The organism is Inquilinus ginsengisoli, from assembly GCF_050434925.1.
GTDB classification, from domain to species: domain Bacteria; phylum Pseudomonadota; class Alphaproteobacteria; order DSM-16000; family Inquilinaceae; genus Inquilinus; species Inquilinus ginsengisoli_B.
Map to the genome: position 1 here is coordinate 1,022,718 of NZ_JBNDJK010000001.1, position 17,204 is coordinate 1,039,921.

Annotated in this window: 18 protein-coding genes; 11 read left to right on the forward strand and 7 right to left on the reverse strand. The window is 71.9% G+C overall.

Annotated features, from left to right (window positions below; all coding sequences use genetic code 11):
* Positions 1-122 precede the first annotated feature (122 nt).
* Positions 123-1,502, reverse strand: coding sequence for an FAD/NAD(P)-binding protein (locus QFZ27_RS05085; RefSeq protein WP_429225005.1), 1,380 nt, complete (start codon positions 1,500-1,502; stop codon positions 123-125).
* Positions 1,503-1,655: 153 nt separating this feature from the next.
* Between QFZ27_RS05085 and QFZ27_RS05090 the strand changes: the two genes are divergently transcribed.
* The 4 genes from QFZ27_RS05090 to QFZ27_RS05105 all read left to right on the forward strand — a co-directional run bounded on the left by QFZ27_RS05090 (position 1,656) and on the right by QFZ27_RS05105 (position 4,763).
* Complete coding sequence (locus QFZ27_RS05090) at positions 1,656-2,159, forward strand: OmpA family protein (RefSeq protein ID WP_429225006.1); 504 nt, start codon at positions 1,656-1,658, stop codon at positions 2,157-2,159.
* Positions 2,160-2,206: 47 nt separating this feature from the next.
* Positions 2,207-2,599 (forward strand): Co2+/Mg2+ efflux protein ApaG, encoded by a 393-nt coding sequence (gene apaG / locus QFZ27_RS05095; protein ID WP_429225007.1) that lies wholly within the window; start codon positions 2,207-2,209, stop codon positions 2,597-2,599.
* A gap of 66 nt (positions 2,600-2,665) precedes the next feature.
* Complete coding sequence (gene folE, locus QFZ27_RS05100) at positions 2,666-3,304, forward strand: GTP cyclohydrolase I FolE (protein WP_429225008.1); 639 nt, start codon at positions 2,666-2,668, stop codon at positions 3,302-3,304.
* 160 nt (positions 3,305-3,464) lie between these two features.
* Positions 3,465-4,763, forward strand: coding sequence for a hemolysin family protein (locus QFZ27_RS05105; protein ID WP_429225009.1), 1,299 nt, complete (start codon positions 3,465-3,467; stop codon positions 4,761-4,763).
* Between the two features lie 168 nt (positions 4,764-4,931).
* Here the strand turns inward: QFZ27_RS05105 and QFZ27_RS05110 are convergent, their stop codons facing one another.
* From QFZ27_RS05110 to QFZ27_RS05120, 3 genes are read right to left on the reverse strand one after another with little or no spacing between them, the layout of a single operon-like run.
* Positions 4,932-8,426 carry a chromosome segregation SMC family protein gene (locus tag QFZ27_RS05110; RefSeq protein ID WP_429225010.1) on the reverse strand — a complete coding sequence of 1,165 codons (3,495 nt, stop codon included), beginning with the start codon at positions 8,424-8,426 and terminating at the stop codon, positions 4,932-4,934.
* A 15-nt stretch (positions 8,427-8,441) separates the two neighbouring features.
* Positions 8,442-9,080 (reverse strand): DsbA family protein, encoded by a 639-nt coding sequence (locus tag QFZ27_RS05115; protein WP_429225011.1) that lies wholly within the window; start codon positions 9,078-9,080, stop codon positions 8,442-8,444.
* A 38-nt stretch (positions 9,081-9,118) separates the two neighbouring features.
* Entirely contained in the window at positions 9,119-9,583 is a 465-nt protein-coding gene (locus tag QFZ27_RS05120; RefSeq protein ID WP_429225012.1) for a DUF721 domain-containing protein, read from the reverse strand.
* 84 nt (positions 9,584-9,667) lie between these two features.
* Here QFZ27_RS05120 and mutY point away from each other — a divergent pair, with 84 nt between their 5' ends.
* The 4 genes from mutY (at position 9,668) to QFZ27_RS05140 (ending at position 13,184) form a co-directional block, all read left to right on the forward strand.
* Positions 9,668-10,747 carry an A/G-specific adenine glycosylase gene (gene mutY, locus QFZ27_RS05125; RefSeq protein WP_429225013.1) on the forward strand — a complete coding sequence of 360 codons (1,080 nt, stop codon included), beginning with the start codon at positions 9,668-9,670 and terminating at the stop codon, positions 10,745-10,747.
* A gap of 210 nt (positions 10,748-10,957) precedes the next feature.
* Positions 10,958-11,509 carry a NifU family protein gene (locus tag QFZ27_RS05130; RefSeq protein ID WP_429225014.1) on the forward strand — a complete coding sequence of 184 codons (552 nt, stop codon included), beginning with the start codon at positions 10,958-10,960 and terminating at the stop codon, positions 11,507-11,509.
* 118 nt (positions 11,510-11,627) lie between these two features.
* Positions 11,628-12,575: a glucosaminidase domain-containing protein gene (locus QFZ27_RS05135; protein ID WP_429225015.1), complete on the forward strand. Its 948-nt coding sequence runs from the start codon at positions 11,628-11,630 to the stop codon at positions 12,573-12,575.
* Between the two features lie 21 nt (positions 12,576-12,596).
* Complete coding sequence (locus QFZ27_RS05140) at positions 12,597-13,184, forward strand: malonic semialdehyde reductase (RefSeq protein ID WP_429225016.1); 588 nt, start codon at positions 12,597-12,599, stop codon at positions 13,182-13,184.
* 4 nt (positions 13,185-13,188) lie between these two features.
* Here QFZ27_RS05140 and QFZ27_RS05145 read toward each other — a convergent pair whose 3' ends face one another.
* Together QFZ27_RS05145 and QFZ27_RS05150 are read right to left on the reverse strand one after the other, a co-directional pair.
* On the reverse strand, positions 13,189-13,464 hold the full coding sequence (locus QFZ27_RS05145) for a type II toxin-antitoxin system RelE/ParE family toxin (protein WP_429225017.1): 276 nt from the start codon (positions 13,462-13,464) through the stop codon (positions 13,189-13,191).
* A gap of 6 nt (positions 13,465-13,470) precedes the next feature.
* Complete coding sequence (locus QFZ27_RS05150; RefSeq protein ID WP_429225018.1) at positions 13,471-13,953, reverse strand: hypothetical protein; 483 nt, start codon at positions 13,951-13,953, stop codon at positions 13,471-13,473.
* Between the two features lie 215 nt (positions 13,954-14,168).
* On the opposite strand from QFZ27_RS05150, the gene tsaB reads away from it, so the two are divergent.
* A complete protein-coding gene (gene tsaB / locus QFZ27_RS05155) occupies positions 14,169-14,840 on the forward strand; it encodes a tRNA (adenosine(37)-N6)-threonylcarbamoyltransferase complex dimerization subunit type 1 TsaB (RefSeq protein WP_429225019.1) in 672 nt (223 codons plus the stop codon).
* Positions 14,837-15,304 (forward strand): ribosomal protein S18-alanine N-acetyltransferase, encoded by a 468-nt coding sequence (gene rimI, locus QFZ27_RS05160; protein ID WP_429225020.1) that lies wholly within the window; start codon positions 14,837-14,839, stop codon positions 15,302-15,304. The genes tsaB and rimI overlap by 4 nt, the downstream gene beginning before the upstream one ends.
* 6 nt (positions 15,305-15,310) lie before the next feature.
* Here rimI and QFZ27_RS05165 read toward each other — a convergent pair whose 3' ends face one another.
* Positions 15,311-16,219 (reverse strand): methyltransferase domain-containing protein, encoded by a 909-nt coding sequence (locus QFZ27_RS05165; protein ID WP_429225021.1) that lies wholly within the window; start codon positions 16,217-16,219, stop codon positions 15,311-15,313.
* Positions 16,220-16,317: 98 nt separating this feature from the next.
* On the opposite strand from QFZ27_RS05165, the gene QFZ27_RS05170 reads away from it, so the two are divergent.
* On the forward strand, positions 16,318-17,070 hold the full coding sequence (locus QFZ27_RS05170) for an SDR family NAD(P)-dependent oxidoreductase (protein WP_429225022.1): 753 nt from the start codon (positions 16,318-16,320) through the stop codon (positions 17,068-17,070).
* Positions 17,071-17,204 lie beyond the last annotated feature (134 nt).

Sequence of the window (17,204 nt, forward strand, 5' to 3'; positions counted from 1 at the left end):
ACTGTCATTGCCGGGCTTGACCCGACGATCCAGAGAGCGTCGACATCTTCTGGATGCCCGGGTCAAGCCCGGGCATGACAGTTTTGGGGGTTGGGGAGCGAATCCCCAACCGATCGCCTCCGTCAGATCCCCGGATCGAAGCCCGGCTTTGCCGGCGGCGGGACGGTGTCGCCGGCGAGGATCGCCGCCGCCACTTCGGCGCATTGCTTGCGGATGTCCGGCACCGCCGTGATCTCCCAGAAGGCGCCGCGGGTCGGCGGGCCGAGCGCGTAGAGCCGGGGCGAGGGCTCGCCGTCATGGCCGATCAGCCGGCCGCCGGCATCGACATCGAGGCCGAGCCGCAGCCGGTCCGGCCGCACCGCGCCGCCGGCGATCAGCGACCGCAACAGTGGATCATCGGTCCGCCCCGGGTCGGTCTCGGGCCCGCTGGCCAGGACCAGGCGGCAGATATCCCGGGTCTCGTCGGCCGCGGCGCCGCGCCGTCGCAGCGTCACCGACAGCCCGTCCGCCGTCGGCGCGACGGTGCGCAGCCGTCCGGCCAGCACCTGCAGCTGGCCCGAGGCGATCATCGCCCCGACGCGTTCGGCGATGGCCGGCGCAACCCGGTGCCGGTGCACGTCCCACCAGGGCCGCAGATGGCGCAGGAAGCGCCCCGCCTCGGTCTCGTCCCAGCCCTGCCACAGCGTCTGGGTGAAGGGGCGCAGCCCGTCGATCACCGCGCGCCAGTCGCCGCCCGCCGCCTCGGCCTCTCGGCTCAGGGCGCGGAGCCGGCGCAGCACCGCCAGCGCCGGCCGGCCGACGAACTCCGCCGAATCAAGCGTCGCCGGCTTGCTGGCGAGGTCGCGATGCGGCCGGGGCAGCAGGCCGCGCCGCGACAGCGCCAGGACGCGGCCGCGATGCTCCTGCGCCGCCAGGCCGGCGGCGATGTCGATCATGGTCAGGCCGGTGCCGAGGATCAGCACGGCCTCGTCCGGCAGGATCGAGGGCAGGCAGGCATCCTCCGGCCCGACCAGGATCCGCCCAGGCGCATCCGGCAGCGCCACCGGGGCCGAGGGCGCCGCGTTGCCGGTGCACAGCGCCGCGATGTCGGCCGGCTCGGTGCGGCCGGAGGCGAGGCGCACCGTCACCCCGTTGGCGTCGCGGTCCAGCCCGACCGCGGCGTCCGCCAGCATGGTCAGCCCGCCGGGGAAGTCGCGCCCGGCGGCGGCCAGGGTCTCGCCCAGGTAGTCGCCATAGAAGCGGCGCGGCAGATAGGGCTGGTCGCCGGCGCCATGCGCCCGGGCCCAGCTCTGGAAATCCTCCGGCTGGTCCGGGAACGCGCTCATGTTGGCGGTGCGGACGTTCAGCAGATGCGCCGGGTGCGGCGTACCATAGGCCATGCCGCGGCCGGGCGGGCCGCCGCGCTCGATCAGCACGACCTTCGCCGCCCCGGCCGAGCGGCGCAGGAGCTGGACCGCGAGCAGGCAGCCGGTGAACCCGGCCCCGATGATGGCGATGCGCATGATCCTCATTGGCGCTGCTTCGACGGCGGGCATGGTAGCCACCTCGGTCCGCTCCGGCCAACCGTCGATCGAGGCGAGGCGGGAATGCTGCCTCGCCGCCGCCACGGCGACGCCCTATGCTGGACGTGGGACCAAACAGGACAGACGGGGACAATGCGGATCGTTGCGGTACTGGCGTGTGTGGCTCTGGCAGGCTTGGCGGGGTGCGTACCGTCGCGCAGCGACCGGGTCGAGCTGCCCGATTCGGTGCCGGTGGACCGGGCGCTTTCGGCCGATATCCGCTACGTCTTTTTCCTGCCCGGCAAGACCGGGATGGCGCCGGACGGTACCACCGCCGTCGCCGCCGCGGTGGTCGAGGATGCCCGGCGCCGCGCCAAGGGGCCGGCGCCGCGCCTGATCGTCACCGGCCATGCCGATGCCGGCGGCGACCCGGCAGCCGCCCAGCGCCTGTCGCTGCAGCGGGCCAGGCTGGTGGCGGCGCGGCTGCGCGCGGCCGGAATCGCGCCGGATCGGATCGCGGTCGCCGGCGCCGGCGCGGCCGATCCGCTGCTGCCCGCCCCGCCGGGCCAGGCGGAGCCGGCCAATGACCGGGTCGAGATCGGATTCGAGTCGCCGGTCGCGTCGCAATTGGACGCGACGCCGCAGCGTCCCATATAGTCAGATCAGGATCACGGCGCCGACGCGCCCGCCAGCGGATCGACGACATGTACACTGCGGAAACCCGGGCGATCGAGGTGTCGGTCGAGCCGACCTATCTCGAGGACCAATCCTCGCCCGACGAGAATCACTACGTCTGGGCCTATCACGTCCGCATCGTCAATCACGGGCGCGAGCGGGTGCAACTGCGCAGCCGCTACTGGCAGATCACCGACGAGTTCGGCCGGGTGCAGGAGGTGCGGGGCCCCGGCGTGGTCGGGGTCGAGCCGGTGATCGAGCCGGGCAAGGCGTTCCAGTACACCAGCGGTGCGCCGATCGCGACGCCGTCGGGCATCATGGTCGGCACCTATCAGATGGAGACCCCGTCGGGCGAGCGCTTCGACGTGGCGATCCCCGCTTTTTCGCTGGACAGCCCGCATCGTACGATCCGATTGAACTGATGTGGCAGACCAAAGTCCTAATTGGACCAGCACCGACAACGACAACCGCCCGGAGAAGCCGGCATCATGACCCGCAACCCCTTCACCCCCGTGGCGGCCAACGTCGCAGCGCAACCGACGCGCGCGGCTGAGCATCGCCCGAGCCGGTCAGAGGCCGAGGACGCGGTGCGCGTGCTGCTGCGGTGGGCCGGCGAGGATATCGGGCGCGAGGGGCTGCGCGACACGCCGAAGCGGGTGGTGAAGTCTTACGAGGAATTCTTCCGCGGCTACGCCCAGGACCCGGTCGAGCTGTTGTCCCGCACCTTCGAGGAGGTCGAGGGCTACGACGAGATGGTGCTGCTGCGCGACATCGATTTCGAGTCGCATTGCGAGCACCACATGGTGCCGATCATCGGCAAGGCGCATGTCGCCTATCTGCCGGACCGGCGGGTGGTCGGCATCTCCAAGCTGGCGCGGGTGGTCGACGCCTACGCCAAGCGGCTGCAGATCCAGGAGCGGCTGACGGCTCAGATCGCCTCGGCGATCGACCAGGTGCTGAAGCCGCGCGGCGTGGCGATCATGGTGTCGTCGCAGCACCATTGCATGACCACGCGCGGCGTGCACAAGCACGGCACCCAGATGGTGACCAGCTGCATGATCGGCGCCTTCCGCGACGAGCCGCAGCTGCGCCGCGAGTTCCAGATGATGATCGGGATGCCGGTGTAACGGCTCTGATCCGGGCAGATTTTCCCCCGGCCGACTGCCGTTCCGCCGAATATTATCGGCATGACGGTGGACGCGGGGGCGCCCGACCGGGTATCTCAGCCGGCATTATGCCAGCTTCCCACAGCGAAGAGACGGACGAACCTCCGTCTAGCGGCCGCCGATGATCGTCGAACTCGTCATCGTCGTGCTTCTCATCCTGATCAACGCCTTTTTCGCGATGTCGGAACTGGCGCTGGTCTCCGCCCGCCGCGCCCGGCTGCAGGGCATGGCCGAACAGGGCCATCGCGGCGCCCGCGCCGCCCTCGCCCTGGCCGAGGATCCGAACCGCCTGCTGTCGACCGTGCAGGTCGGCATCACCCTGGTCGGCATCTTCGCCGGGGCCTTCGGCGGCGCCACCCTGTCGGTGCCGCTGCGCGACTGGATGCGGACCCTGCCGGTGGTCGGCCCCTGGGCCGACGGGCTGTCCTTCGCCCTGGTGGTGGTCGCCATCACCTATTTCTCGCTGATCATCGGCGAGCTGGTGCCGAAGCGGATCGCGCTGAACCACGCCGAGGGCATCGCAGCCCGCGTCGCCCGGCCGATGCAGACGGTGGCGGCGGTCGGCGCCCCGATCGTCTGGCTGCTGCAGCGCTCGACCGAGCTGGTGCTGCGCCTGCTCGGCGTCTCCGCCGTTCCCGCCCAGACGGTGACGGAGGAAGAGGTGAAGTCGATGATCGCCGAGGGCACCGAGGCCGGTGTCTTCGTCGAGGCCGAGCGCGAGATGATCGAGGGCGTGCTGCGCCTGGCCGACCGGTCGGCGCGGTCGATCATGACGCCGCGGCACGAGGTGGTCTGGGTCGATCTCGAGGACAGCGCGGACGAGATCCGCAAGACCATCGCCGCGAGCGGCTGCAGCCGGTTCCCCGTCGCCCGCGGCTCGCTGGATGAGCTGGAAGGCGTGATCCAGACCAAGGACCTGCTCGACCGCCTGCTCGGCGGCGGCCCGTTCGATGTGGCCGAGACCATGCGGCCGCCGCTGGTGGTGCCGGACGGCACCCCGGCGCTGAAGCTGCTGCAGACCTTCCGCAGCGCGCCGATCCATCTCGCCGTCGTGGTCGACGAGTACGGCAGCGTCGAGGGCGTGGTGACGCCGACCGACATCCTGTCCGCCATCGCCGGCGAGGTCGGCGACCTCACCATCGACGCCGCCGGCTATTCGATCGTGCGGCGCGACGACGGCAGCTGGCTGGTCGACGCGATGACACCGATCGACGAGGTCGAGCGGCTGCTGCGCCTGCGGGGCCTGCGCTCGGAGGACGGTGACTACCAGACCCTGGCCGGCTTCGTGCTCTGGCACCTCGGCCATCTGCCGAAGGTGGCGGAAAGCTTCGTCGAGAACGGCGTGCGCTACGAGGTCATCGACCTCGACGGCAACCGCATCGACAAGGTGCTGGTCAAGGTGGACCAGACGGAGCCGTAGGGCGGGGGATGGCGGTTTGGGCCGTCACTGCTGTGGACCAATTCCTTCACTGTCATGCCCGGGCTTGACCCGGGCATCCAGAGAATGTCGACAGCCTCTGGATTGCCGGGTCAAGCCCGGCAATGACAGAAAAGAAGATCGCTGGCACCAGGATCGCAGTCGCGATTCTCAGATCGCCAGCTCCTGCTGGTGCGGCTGGGCGTGGCGGATGGCCTGCTCGAGGTCGACCGAGACCAGTTGGCTGACTCCACGCTCGATCATGGTGACACCGTAGAGACGGTTCACCCGCGCCATGGTCATGCGGTGGTGGGTGATGATCAGGAAACGGGTGCGGCCGCCCTCCGCCAGCTCGCCCAGCAGGGTGCACAGGCGGTCGACATTGGCGTCGTCAAGCGGCGCGTCGACCTCGTCCAGCACGCAGATCGGCGCCGGGTTGGTCAGGAACACGGCGAAGATCAGCGCCGCCGCCGTCAGCGCCTGCTCGCCGCCTGACAGCAGCGACAGGTGCTGCAGCTTCTTGCCCGGCGGGCTGGCGAAGATCTCCAGCCCGGCCTCCAGCGGGTCCTCGGTGTCGGTCAGCGCCAGCTGCGCCTTGCCGCCGCCGAACAGCCGGGTGAACAGCGCCCGGAAATGGCCGTCGACCACGTCGAAGCTGGCCACCAGCCGCTCCCGCGCCTCGCGGTTCAGCGAGGCGATACCCTGGCGCAGCTTGGCGATGGCGGCGGTCAGGTCCTCCTTCTCCGCCGACAGCCGGGTGTGCTGGGACTCGATCTCGACGATCTCGACCTCGGCCCGCAGATTGACCGGGCCCATGCTCTCGCGCTCGCGGTTCAGCCGGTCGAGCTTGCGGGCGATGTCCTCTTGATCCGGCAGCGGTGATTCCGGAGTGAGGCCGGCCAGGCCGGCCACCGCCTCGGGCGCGCAGTCCAGCCGCTCGGTGATGCGGCTGCGCAGCCCTTCGACCGCGGTCTGGGCGGCGACCACCGCCGCCTCGCCACGCACCCGGGCCTCGCGCGATTCGGCCAGGGCCGATTCGGCGGCGCGCAGGGCGCGGTCCGCGGCCTCCTGGCGCTGCTCGCCGACCGCCAGCGCGTCGGCGGCCATGCGGCGGCGGCGCTCGGCCTCGTCGATCTGGCCAATCAGGGTCTCGCGGCGGGCGGCGATCTCAGCCGGCCGGGCGTCCAGCTCCAGCAGCGTCGCCTGGCTCTCCTCCAGCCGCGCCTCCAGCTCGGCCAGCCGGTCGGCGCTGCCTCTCGCGCGGCTGTCCCAGCCCTGCACCTCGCTCTCGATCGCGCGCATCCGGCCGCGCCGGCCGCCGGCCTCGCGCTGCAGCCGCTCCAGCGCCGATTGCCGGGCGCCCAGCCCGGACCGCGCCTCGGCCAGGGCCGAGCGAATCTCGCTGACGGCCCGGCGCTGGGCCTCGCCGTCGGGCAGCGCCGCAATCTCGGCCGCCACCTCCTCGCGCTCGCGCATGGACTCGTCGCGGTCGGCGGCCAGGCGCTCGCCCTGGGCGATCAGCGCCGCCAGCCGGCTGCGCCGCGCCGCCTCGGCCTGGGCCGCCTTGCTCTGCGCCTCGCGGGCCCGGCCGACGGCGGCGACGGCGTCCTGCTGGCCGCGCCGGGCCGCCCGGTCGGCGTCCTGCGCCGACTGCGCCGCCTGGCGCGCTGCGTCTGCCGCCCGCCGCGCCGTCTCGGCGGCCTCGGCCGCGGTCGAGAGCTGCGCCTCCAGCTGCTCCAGCCGGTTGCGCTGCTGCAGCCGCGCCGCGGCGGGGGAGGGCGCGCCCGGCCGGGCCACCAGCCCGTCCCAGCGCCAGCGCCCGCCAGCCCTGGTCACCAGCGCCTGGCCGGGCCTGAGGGCCGGCTGCAGCGCCTCGGCCGCCGCGGCATCGGCGGCCACGCCGATATGGGCCAGCCGGCGCGCCAGGGCCGCGGGGGCGGTGACATGGCCGGCCAGGGGCTCGGCGCCGGCCGGCAACGGGGCCGCGTTGTCGTAGCCGGGCAGCTCGGCCCAGTGCAGCGGCGCCGAGCGGTCGGCCGGCACCGAGCCCTCGTCCCCGAGCGCGGCGCCCATCGCCGCCTCCCAGCCGGGCTCGACCTTGAGCTGGTCCAGGATCGGCATCCGGGCGGCATCACCCTTGCCGCTGCCGCCCTTACCACCCTCCAGTGCGGCGCGCAGGCCGTCGGCCTCGGCCTTCAGCCGGGTGGCGGCACCTTCGGCCGCCTGGGCGGCCTCGCGGGTGCCGGAGAAGGCCGAATCGGCGGCCTGGCGGCGGCTCTCCGCCGTCTCGACCGCCTCTTGCGCCGCCTCCAGCCGCGCCTCGGCCTCGGCCAGAACCAGGGCGGCGGCCTCGGCACCGTCGGCGCCGGCCAGCTCGGTCTCGACCTGGGCGGTCTGGCGCAGCGCGTCCTCGTGCCGGCGGGCCAGGTCCAGCAGTCGGCCTTCCAGCTCGCGCTGGCGCTTGGCCAGGCTCTGGCGCCGGGCCTCGTCGCCGGCAGCGGCCTCGGTCAGCGCGGTCAGCTGGCCATCCAACTGGTCGACGATCTCGCGCTGGGCGTCGATCGCCTGCCGTGCCTGGTCCTCGGCATCAGCCTCGCCGGCGCTCTGGCGCTCGATCCGCTCGCGCTCCTCCTGCAGCTTGGCCAGGGCCTGGGCGGCATCGGCGCCCAGCGAGCGCTCCCGCACCAGGTCGCCTGTCACCTGCTCCAGCCGCCGGTTGGTGTCGAGGATCGACTGGCTCAGCCGGCCGGCCTCGGCCTCCAGCGTCTCGCGCTCGACCAGGAGACGTTGCAGCACCGTGGCTGAATCGCTATCGGCCTTGCGCAGGGCCGGCAGGGCGGCGGCGGCCTCGGCCTGCTCGCTGGTGCCGCGGGTCGCCGCGATCATGCGCTCGCGCACCACCTGCTCATTGACGTCATAGGCGCGCCGGGCCTCGGCCAGGGCCGTACCCGCCGCGCTCCATTGCAGGTGCAGCAGCGTCGCCTCGACCTGGCGGATCTGCTCCGAGACGGTGCGGTAACGCGCCGCCTGCCGCGCCTGCTTGCGCAGGCCGCCCAGCTGGGCGTCGAGTTGCACCAGCACGTCGTCCAGGCGGACCAAGTTCTCGTCGGCCGAACGCAGCCGCAGCTCGGCCTCGTGCCGGCGGCTGTGCAGGCCGGTGATGCCGGCCGCCTCCTCCAAAATCTGCCGCCGCTCCGCCGGGCGGGCGGAGATCATGGCCGCGATCCGGCCCTGGCTGACCAGAGCGGGCGAGGCCGGGCCGGAGGCGTTGTCCTGGAACAGCAGCTGCACGTCGCGGGCGCGCACCGGCTTGCCGTTGACCCGGTACTCGGAGCCGGTGCCGCGCTCGATCCGCCGGACGATCTCGATGATGTCGGCGTGGTCCCAGCCGGGCGCGGTGCGGTCGCTGTTGTCCAGCGTGATCGTCACCTCGGCCAGGTTTCTCGCGGCCCGGCCGGTGGTGCCGCCGAAGATGACGTCGTCCATCTCCTGGCCGCGCATGCGCCGGGCGGAGTTCTCGCCCATCGCCCAGCGCAGTGCCTCGACCAGGTTCGACTTGCCGCAGCCATTCGGCCCGACCACGCCGGTCAGGCCGGGCTCGATCGCCACGTCGGTCGCATCGACGAAGGATTTGAAGCCCGACAGGCGGAGCCGGGCGAAATGCACGGTGGCGCGCTCCGGTCAGTTGGTGGCGACGCCCTTCTCGGCGAGCTTCCGGTCGAAGATCGCCTTGAAGGTGTCGAAGCTGGCCTCGCCCTCGAGCTTCTCGCCCTCGACCACGAAGGTCGGGGTGGCGTTGACCTTGTAGTCGGCCTGCGCCTCCTGGCCCAGCTTGATGATGGCGTCGGCGACGGCGTTGTCGGCCAGGCAGGCGTCGAACTTGTCCTTCGGCAGCCCGGCCATGCCGCCGATCTGCGCCAGGGCGCCGATCGGGTCGCCGGCGGTGGCCCAGCTCTGCTGTGTCTGGAACAGCACCTTGGCGATGTTGAAATACTGCTCGCGCGGGGCGCAGCGCGCCATCATCCCGGCCCGCAGGTCCAGCCCGTTCAGCGGGAACTGGCGGAACACGATCTTGACCTTGCCGGTGTCGACATAGGCCTTCTCGAGCTGCGGCAGCACGTCGTTGGTGAAGGCGGCGCAGTGCGGGCAGGTGAAGGAGGCGAATTCCAGCATCGTCACCGGCGCGTCGGCCTTGCCGAGCACGTAGTCGGTGTCGGTGATCTTCGGGTCCCAGGCCTTCCCGGCATCCTGGGCCGAGGCCGATCCGCTCATGAACGTCGCGGCGGCCAGGGCCAGGCCGGCGAGCAGGGTCTTCAGCATCCGATGGTCTCCATGGGTCCGGGCCTCGTGCCCAAGTGTCATCGCGGTGGCGTCCGGGCATAGAGCGCCCGGCCGAAGGCCGCAAGTCGGGATTTCCACTCGGGGTCGTCGACCGATTCGAGCGGCGCCTCCAGCATCGCCTCTTCGGCCGGGGTCAGGGAACGGCGGCGCGGTGTCGCGGGCCGGCGGGCCAGCGGCGCCTGCAGCAGCTTGATCCGGACGATCGCGGCATAGCCGAAATGGCCGTTGATCCGCTCGATCAGCCGGTCCTGGTCGTGTTGCAGCAGGATCGCATCGGCCGGGTCGACCCGCAGCGCCAGGGTGCCGCCGTCGCGCTTGCCGGCCGGGAAGCTCAGCTTCTCCGGCACCGCCCGGTCGGCCCAATGGTCGCCGACCACCGCCGGCCAGTCGGCGAACAGGCTGCCGACGGCGCTGCGCCCGCCGCCCAGCGCCTTGCGGGCGAGGGCGGGAACCAGGGCGGCCATGGATCTGGGATAGCTCATCGGCGGGGATGCGACTGCATGATCGAATTGCGGGACTCGGGTCCCTATAGTGGCCCAACCCACCCCCGAGCGGCAACGCGAGCCATGCCCGATACAGCCACGTCCGCCGAATTTGTCCCCGCCGACTTCGCTCCGGCGCTGCTGGCCTGGTACGACCGGCATCGTCGCGTCCTGCCGTGGCGCGCCCTGCCGGGCAAACGCGCGGACCCGTACCGGGTCTGGCTGAGCGAGATCATGCTGCAGCAGACCACCGTGGCGGCGGTGAAGGACTATTTCCTCGACTTCACACGGCGCTGGCCGACCGTGGCCGACCTCGCCGCGGCGCCGGTGGAGGAGGTGCTGGGTGCCTGGGCTGGGCTCGGCTATTACGCCCGGGCCCGGAACATGCATCGCTGCGCCGTCCTGCTGGTTGAACGCCATGGCGGAGTTTTCCCGTCCGAGGAGGCGGAATTGCGGCAGCTGCCGGGGATCGGCGACTACACCGCGGCGGCGATCGCGGCGATCGCCTTCGACCGGCCGGCCGCGGTGATGGACGGCAATGTCGAGCGGGTGATGGCCCGGATCTTCGCAGTGACGACGCCGCTGCCGCCGGCGAAGCCGATCCTGAAGACCCATGCCACGGCCCTGACGCCGCGTCGGCGGCCGGGCGACTATGCCCAGGCGGTGATGGATCTCGGCGCCACCATCTGCACCCCGCGCAGCCCGAAATGCATCCTGTGCCCCTGGTCCGCCCCCTGCCGGGCCCGCAAGCGCGGCATCGCCGAGGACCTGCCGGCCAAGCTGGCCAAGGCGCCCAAGCCGACCCGCCGGGCGGTGGCCTTCTGGCTGACCGACGGGCGCGGCCATGTGCTGCTGCGCCGCCGCCCGCCGAAGGGCATGCTGGGCGGGATGATGGAGTTCCCGTCCTCGGCCTGGATCGAGCAGCCGATGCCGGGCCTCGCCGCGGTGCTGGCCGAGGCGCCGGGCGGCATCGGCTGGCGCCTGCTGCCCGGCCTGGTGCGGCACGGCTTCACCCATTTCGACTTCGAGCTGACGGTCGCGGCCGGCCGCCTCAAGGCGCCGGTGGAGGGCGGAATCCTGGTGTCGCCGGACCAGCTGGGCGAGGCCGGGCTGCCGACCGCGATGTGGAAGATCGCCCGCCATGCCCTGCGACATCTTGAATGACCGGGCCCGCCGCCTCAAATCAGCCCTGATCACCGTCCCCTATCCGACCTCGTCGGGACGGTGAGGTTGCGCAAGTAACCGGTCCGGGACGGTCAGCGGCGATTGGCGTGCGACTCTGTGGCGCCAGGTTTCGTCTTGATCTTCCGGGCCGTGGTCTTCACCCTGCCGGCGTCCGGCCCCGAGGCCGGGCATATCGAAGGAACCGTGTCCATGTTCATCCAGACCGAGCAGACACCCAACCCGGCGAGCCTGAAGTTTCTGCCGGGCCGCGCGGTGATGGATGCGGGCACCGCCAACTTCCCGTCGCCGGATACGGCGGCGCGGTCGCCCCTGGCGCAGCGCCTGTTCGAGATCGAGGGGGTCACCGGCGTGTTTCTCGGCACCGATTTCGTGACCGTGAGCAAGGCCGACACCCTCGACTGGTACGTGCTGAAGCCTTCGATCCTGGGCGTGATCATGGAGCATTTCACCGCAGGCCGGCCGGTCATCCTGGCCGAGACGGCGGCGGAGGGCGCCCAGTCGGGCGAGGACTCCGAGATCGAAGCCCAGATCCGGGAGCTGATCGACACCCGCGTCCGGCCCGCCGTGGCCCAGGACGGGGGCGACATCATCTTCCAGGGCTACGACCAGGGCGTGGTGTACCTGCACATGCAGGGCTCCTGCTCCGGTTGCCCCAGCTCGACCATGACGCTGAAGGCCGGCATCGAGAACATGCTGCGCCACTACATCCCCGAAGTGACGGAGGTGCGCGCCGTCGCCTGACGGCGGGCTGCGCTCCCCCCGGCGGCGCCTCTGATTGTAGAGGCGTCCGCGGACCCGGTCGTGCCGATAGGCGGGGCGCCCGGGGTCGCTGGCCCGGGCGCAACCAAGAACGAGGTCCATGCAGTTCCGTGTGTTTCGACCGGCCGCCGCCTTGGCCGGCCTTTTGCTGATCGTGCCCCTTGCCGCCCTGGCTGAGCCGGCGGCCCCCACCGGTCAACCCGAGATTCAGGTCGCCGACCTGCCGCCGCAAGAGCTGGCCCTGCCGGCCTCGGCGGTGCCGCCGATCGACAAGACCTCGGACCTCGTCCTCAAGGTCGACAGCGCCGGCAAGCTCAGCGAGATCTTCGACAGCGCCGACTACGCCCTGGCCGATGTGCGGGACGGCGGGGCCGAGGTGCCGCGCCTGCTGGTCGAGGCGATGCCGGGCGATCTGCGCCGGCTCGGTTCGACCGATCTGCGCAAGGACGTGTTCTTCAACGCCCTGCTGCCGCTGGTGCTGCGGGTCAACGAGGATATCCGCCACGACCGCGACCGGTTGCTGGCGCTGCAGGGGCTGCAGCATCTCGGCCTGGCGCCCTCCGCGGACTCGCGGGCCTGGCTGGCCGAGCTGAGCGAGCGCTACGAGGTGGCCGACGGCGACATCGACGCGCTGCTGCTGCGGGTCGACGTGGTGCCGCCCTCCCTCGCCCTGGCCCAGGCCGCGGTCGAATCGGGCTGGGGCACCTCCTACAGCGCCCAGCGGCGCAACGCCCTGTTCGGCCAGACCGCGGGATCGGCGGCGCGCTACGCCGCCTTCGACCGGCTGATCGACGGCGTCGCCTCCTATATCCGCAACCTCAACACCCACCCGGCCTATGCCGGCTTCCGCGCCCGCCGCGCCGAGCTTCGAGCTGCGCGGCTGGAGCTTGACGGCTATGATCTGGCGTCGACCCTCATGCGCTATTCGACGCGCAGGAGCGCCTATATCCGCGATGTTCGAGCCATGATCCGTGGGAACGATCTCGTCGAGCTCGATTCCGCGCGGCTTGCCGCGGATCGCGCGATGAGCTTACCTGCCGCGAGCTGAGACTTTCTGCGGCAAATGGCCATGGCGCTCGACAAGATCGCGCTCGACACGCTGTTCCGGGAGGCGCGCAACCGGTGCGCCTTCCTCGACGAGGCGATCCCGGAGGCGACGCTCCGCGCGGTCTACGACCTGATGAAGCGGGGGCCGACCAGCGCCAATTCCTGTCCGGCGCGAATCGTCTTCGTCACCTCGGAGGAGGGCAAGGCGGCGCTGCGTCCCTCGGTCGACCACGAGGTGCTGGGCGCGACGCTGCAGGCGCCGGTGACCGCGATCGTGGCCTATGACTCGGCCTTTCACGAGCATCTGCCGAGGCTGCTGCCGGACGAGCCGGAGACGGCGATCCGCTTCGCTGCCCGGCCCGAGCTGGCGCAGGAGACGGCGCATCGCGACGCGGCGATGCAGGCCGCCTATCTGATCATGGCGGCGCGCGGCCTCGGCCTCGGCTGCTGGCTGGTGGGCGAGTTCGACCGCGGCAAGGTCGATGCCGCCTTCCTCTCCGGCACCCGCTGGCGCTCCAGCCTCCTGGTCGATATCGGCTATGTCGACCGCAGCAAGGAATTCCCCCGCCGCCCGCGCCTGGCCTTCGAGGAAGCCTGCCGGATCGTGTGAGCCCTCAGGGCGGCCACCGGCGGGCACCGTGCAGGATGCGCAGCAATTCCACGCTACGGCCGATACGGTAGACGACGATGTAAAGCGTGCCGGCGACCACCAATTCGCGGGTCTCAGGGACGCGGCCAGGGCGCCCGGATCGGGGATGGTCGACCAGCCGTTCGACCCTCCTTTCGATGGTATCCCACATCGCCAACGCTGCGGTCGGATTGCTCTGGGCGATGTGTTCGGCGATGCCGGCGAGATCGGCACGATAATCGTCGCTGCGATGCAGCCGCATTCCAGCTCAGCTCGGCCGCTTGGCGATGGATCGCAGCAGCTCGGCCCGCTTGGCTTCGGCGATACGCCGCCACTCTTCCTCCTCGATCAATCGGACCGAGCCGTCTGCGATCCCGTCCAGGGTCTTCTGTACTTCGGCACGGAACCAGCGGTCATGCTCGGCCGCCTCATGGGCGCGCCGCTGCCGCTCCGCCGTGTCGGGGCGGCTTCGGTTGACCGCGCCGGGATCGTGTGCCGTTGCATCGACGTCGAAGCGGGCCATGCCGAGCGTGTCCCGGACATAGGCGGCGGCGGTGTTCAGGTTGCGCCACAGACGCGGATGCTGCGTTCGTTGTGCCGCGATCACGCGCTCCGTGCTGCCATAGCGGATGCGGACGGCCCAGCCGCCCGGCCGCCCCAGGATGGTCGCGGCCTGGATAACCTGGCCCTCGGCGAGGCGTTCCGCCGTCTTTCCATCGACGATGTCGGGCAGGATCGCGGTGCTTCCCATGGCTGGTTTTCCTCAGATTAGAAATCTAACGCAGAATTATCTAATAAATCTGCAAGGCCGTCCAGCTCTTCGCCGTTCGGAGTGGTGAGCATGGCCGTCGGGCGGTAGATGGTGTGCTCGGCGGGTCGCCAGGAATCTACGAGCACCATGATGGATTCGAAGACAGCAACGCGCGATAGACCGGCCGCACCCATACGCGGCACGGGAGCCGGCGCATGATCGTGCTCGGCCTCGATGCGGCCGGCGCCGGTTGCGGCGTGGCGGTGCGGCGCGACGGACACGTGGTCTCGGCGCGGACCGAGCCGATGGCCCAGGGCCATGCCGTGCGGCTGATGCCGCTGGTGCTGGAGGTGCTGGCCGAGGCCGCGGTCGCGCCCGGCGAGATCGACCTGTTCGGCGTCACCACCGGCCCCGGCTCCTTCACCGGGCTTCGCGTCGGGCTGGCCGCGGTCGGCGGGCTGGCGCTCGGTGCCGGCAGGAAGATCGTCGGCATCCCCAGCTTCGATGCCGTGCTGGCCGATCTCGGCCGGGTCGCCTCAGGCAACATTCTGGTGGCGCTGGACGGGCGGCGGACCGAGCCTTTCGCCCGGCTGTTCGATGCCGCCGGCACCCCGCTGGGCGAGCCGCTGTGTCTGCAGGCCGCCGATCTCGTCGCGCTGGTCCCGTCCGGGCCCCTGACCCTCGCCGGCGATGGCGCCCACCTGGTGCTGCCGGCGCTGGCTGGCCGGCCGGATGTCCGCCAGGCCGGCCCCGCCGCGATCGACCCGGCCACCGTGGCCCGGCTGGCCGAGGAGCGCGCGGATCAAGCGCGCGAGGGCCCGCCGCCGCCGCTCTACGTCCGCCCGCCCGACGCGGTGCCATTGGCGGACCGAGCGCCGAAGCCGTGACCGCGTTGCGCATCGTCGAAGCCGGCCCGGCCGAGGCCGCGGTGCTGTCGGCCCTGTACGAATCCGCCTTCGGCGAGGCCTGGGCGCCGGACCAGCTGGCGCAGCTGTTGGCCGGCCCCGGTGTGTTCGCACTGATCGCCCTGGATGACGCCGGCGAGCCGGTCGGCTACGCCCTCGGCCGGGTGGCGGCGGGTGAGGGCGAGCTGCTGTCGATCGCGCTGCTGCCGGACCGGCGGCGCCGGGGCGGCGGGCGCCTGCTGCTTGACGCTCTGATGGAGCGCTGCACGGCAGCCGGTGCCGCGATGCTGTTCCTCGAGGTGGCGACCGACAATATGGCGGCGCTGGGGCTCTACCGCGGCGCCGGCTTCCACGAGGCGGGCCTCCGCAAAGGCTACTACCACAAGGTCGGTGCTGCCGCGGTCGACGCCATCGTCATGAGGCGGGCGCTGGGCGACGTGGGCTAAGAGGCCCTACTGCCGCACCGGCCGCTCGACCGTGCCCAGGGCCTCGGCCAGGGAGCGGGTGGCGCTGCCGCGGGGGCGGGGCTTCTGCTGGCTGTCATGCGGGGCCCAGCCGGCCAGGAACAGCACCTCGAAGTTGGCCGGGATGCGGCCGTCCGGCTCGGCGAAGCGCTCGGCGTAGCGGGCGGCGACGGTCGGCCAGAACGCCCGTGGCGGCGGCGCCGGGTTGCGGTTCAGCCCGGCATTGGTCTCGCCCATGCCGCGCAGGTCGGCGAACAGGCGGAAGGCGTTGTCGTAGCTGACCGTCACTGTCTCCGCGTCGGCCACTGGCAGGGCGAAGCCGGCGCGCTGCAGCAGGCCGGCGGCGTCGCGCAGGTCGGCGAAGGGCGACAGGCGTGCGCTGGCGCCGCCGATCAGCTCGGTCTCGGCCTCGACCAGGGCGGTGCGCAGCTCGGCCAGCGTGCCGGCGCCCAGCATCGCCGCCAGGAACAGCCCGTCCGGCCGCAGCGCCCGTCGGATCTGCAGCAGCGCGCCCGGCAGGTCGTTGACCCAGTGCAGCGACAGGTTGCTCAGCACCAGGTCCAGCGTGCCCTCGCCGAAGGGCAGCAGCTCCTCGTCGCAGGCCAGCGTCGGCCGGCCGTTCGCGGCCGCCAGGCGGGCCAGGGCCGGGGACAGGTCGGCCTGGACCAGCGTATCGATCCGGCCGCTGTCCGCCAGCGCCCGGGCCACGGCGCCGTCATGGCAGCCGAGGTCCAGCGCCACCGGGAAGCAATGGGTGATGTCGAGCAGCCGGTCGGCCAGCATCGCCGCCACATGCTCGAACAGGAAATTGTGCCCGGCCAGGCCCGGCGCCGCGCGGTCGCGCCGCCGGCGCACCAGCGCCCGGTCGAACACCATCATCTCGTCGGACTGCGTCATGGCGCGCACTATAGGGGCAGCGCCTGTGCTCGGCGAGGACTCGACCGTCGCAGCGCCGTCCTGTAGCCCGGAGGGAAGGACGAGCGAGGAGACGGATCATGACCGCATCCGACCGGCCGGTGGCGCTGGTGACGGGATCGACCTCGGGGATCGGCGCGGCGGTGGCCCGGCGGTTGGTGGCCGAGGGTTGGATTATAGCCCTGCATTCCCGCGCTTCGGTCGCGGCCGGCGAGGCGCTGGCGGCCGAGCTCGGCGGCGGCGCCGGCTACACCGCCACCGACCTGGCGACCGATGACGGCCCGCCGGCCCTGGTCCGGGCGGTGCTGGCGCGGCACGGGCGGATCGACGCGCTGGTCAACAGCGCCGGCATCACTGCCACGGTGCCGCATTCCGACCTCAAAGGGGCGACGCCCGACCTCTGGCGCCGGCTGCACCAGGTCAACGTCATCGCACCTTGGCTGCTGGTGGCCGAGGCCGAGGCCGCGTTGCGGCAGTCGGCGGCGGCGCGGGGGCGGCCGGCGGCGGTGGTCAATATCGGCTCCCATGCCGGGGCCCGACCACGCGGCGCCTCGGTGCCCTATGCCGCCTCCAAGGCGGCGCTGCACCACGTCACCCGCCTGCTGGCCAAGTCGCTGGCGCCGGCGATCCGGGTCAACGCCGTCGCCCCCGGGCTGGTCGACACGCCGATGACCGCCAGCTGGACCGAGGCGCAGCAGCTCTGGGCCACCACGGCGCCGATGCGGCGTCCGGCACAGCCGGCCGATGTGGCGGAGGTGGTCTTCGGCCTGATCCGCTCGGACTACGTGACCGGCGAGATCGTGATGCTGGATGGTGGCCTCAGCCTGACCTGACCGGCTGCCCCAGACGGGGGATTGGGAATGGGCCGCAGTCGTGGAATACTCGCTTATGCATATTTGATGTGATTTGTGAGGGCGAGAATGCGGCGGACCGGCTGGGGGGCCTTGCTTCTATGCGGCGCGGTCGG

Coding starts and splice junctions, on each gene's coding strand:
- QFZ27_RS05085 (WP_429225005.1), bottom strand. CDS start 1,502: ATGCGCATCGCCATCATCGGGGCCGGGTTCACCGGCTGCCTGCTCGCG.
- QFZ27_RS05090 (WP_429225006.1), top strand. CDS start 1,656: ATGCGGATCGTTGCGGTACTGGCGTGTGTGGCTCTGGCAGGCTTGGCG.
- apaG (WP_429225007.1), top strand. CDS start 2,207: ATGTACACTGCGGAAACCCGGGCGATCGAGGTGTCGGTCGAGCCGACC.
- folE (WP_429225008.1), top strand. CDS start 2,666: ATGACCCGCAACCCCTTCACCCCCGTGGCGGCCAACGTCGCAGCGCAA.
- QFZ27_RS05105 (WP_429225009.1), top strand. CDS start 3,465: ATGATCGTCGAACTCGTCATCGTCGTGCTTCTCATCCTGATCAACGCC.
- QFZ27_RS05115 (WP_429225011.1), bottom strand. CDS start 9,080: ATGCTGAAGACCCTGCTCGCCGGCCTGGCCCTGGCCGCCGCGACGTTC.
- QFZ27_RS05120 (WP_429225012.1), bottom strand. CDS start 9,583: ATGAGCTATCCCAGATCCATGGCCGCCCTGGTTCCCGCCCTCGCCCGC.
- mutY (WP_429225013.1), top strand. CDS start 9,668: ATGCCCGATACAGCCACGTCCGCCGAATTTGTCCCCGCCGACTTCGCT.
- QFZ27_RS05130 (WP_429225014.1), top strand. CDS start 10,958: ATGTTCATCCAGACCGAGCAGACACCCAACCCGGCGAGCCTGAAGTTT.
- QFZ27_RS05135 (WP_429225015.1), top strand. CDS start 11,628: ATGCAGTTCCGTGTGTTTCGACCGGCCGCCGCCTTGGCCGGCCTTTTG.
- QFZ27_RS05140 (WP_429225016.1), top strand. CDS start 12,597: ATGGCGCTCGACAAGATCGCGCTCGACACGCTGTTCCGGGAGGCGCGC.
- QFZ27_RS05145 (WP_429225017.1), bottom strand. CDS start 13,464: ATGCGGCTGCATCGCAGCGACGATTATCGTGCCGATCTCGCCGGCATC.
- QFZ27_RS05150 (WP_429225018.1), bottom strand. CDS start 13,953: ATGGGAAGCACCGCGATCCTGCCCGACATCGTCGATGGAAAGACGGCG.
- tsaB (WP_429225019.1), top strand. CDS start 14,169: ATGATCGTGCTCGGCCTCGATGCGGCCGGCGCCGGTTGCGGCGTGGCG.
- QFZ27_RS05165 (WP_429225021.1), bottom strand. CDS start 16,219: ATGACGCAGTCCGACGAGATGATGGTGTTCGACCGGGCGCTGGTGCGC.
- QFZ27_RS05170 (WP_429225022.1), top strand. CDS start 16,318: ATGACCGCATCCGACCGGCCGGTGGCGCTGGTGACGGGATCGACCTCG.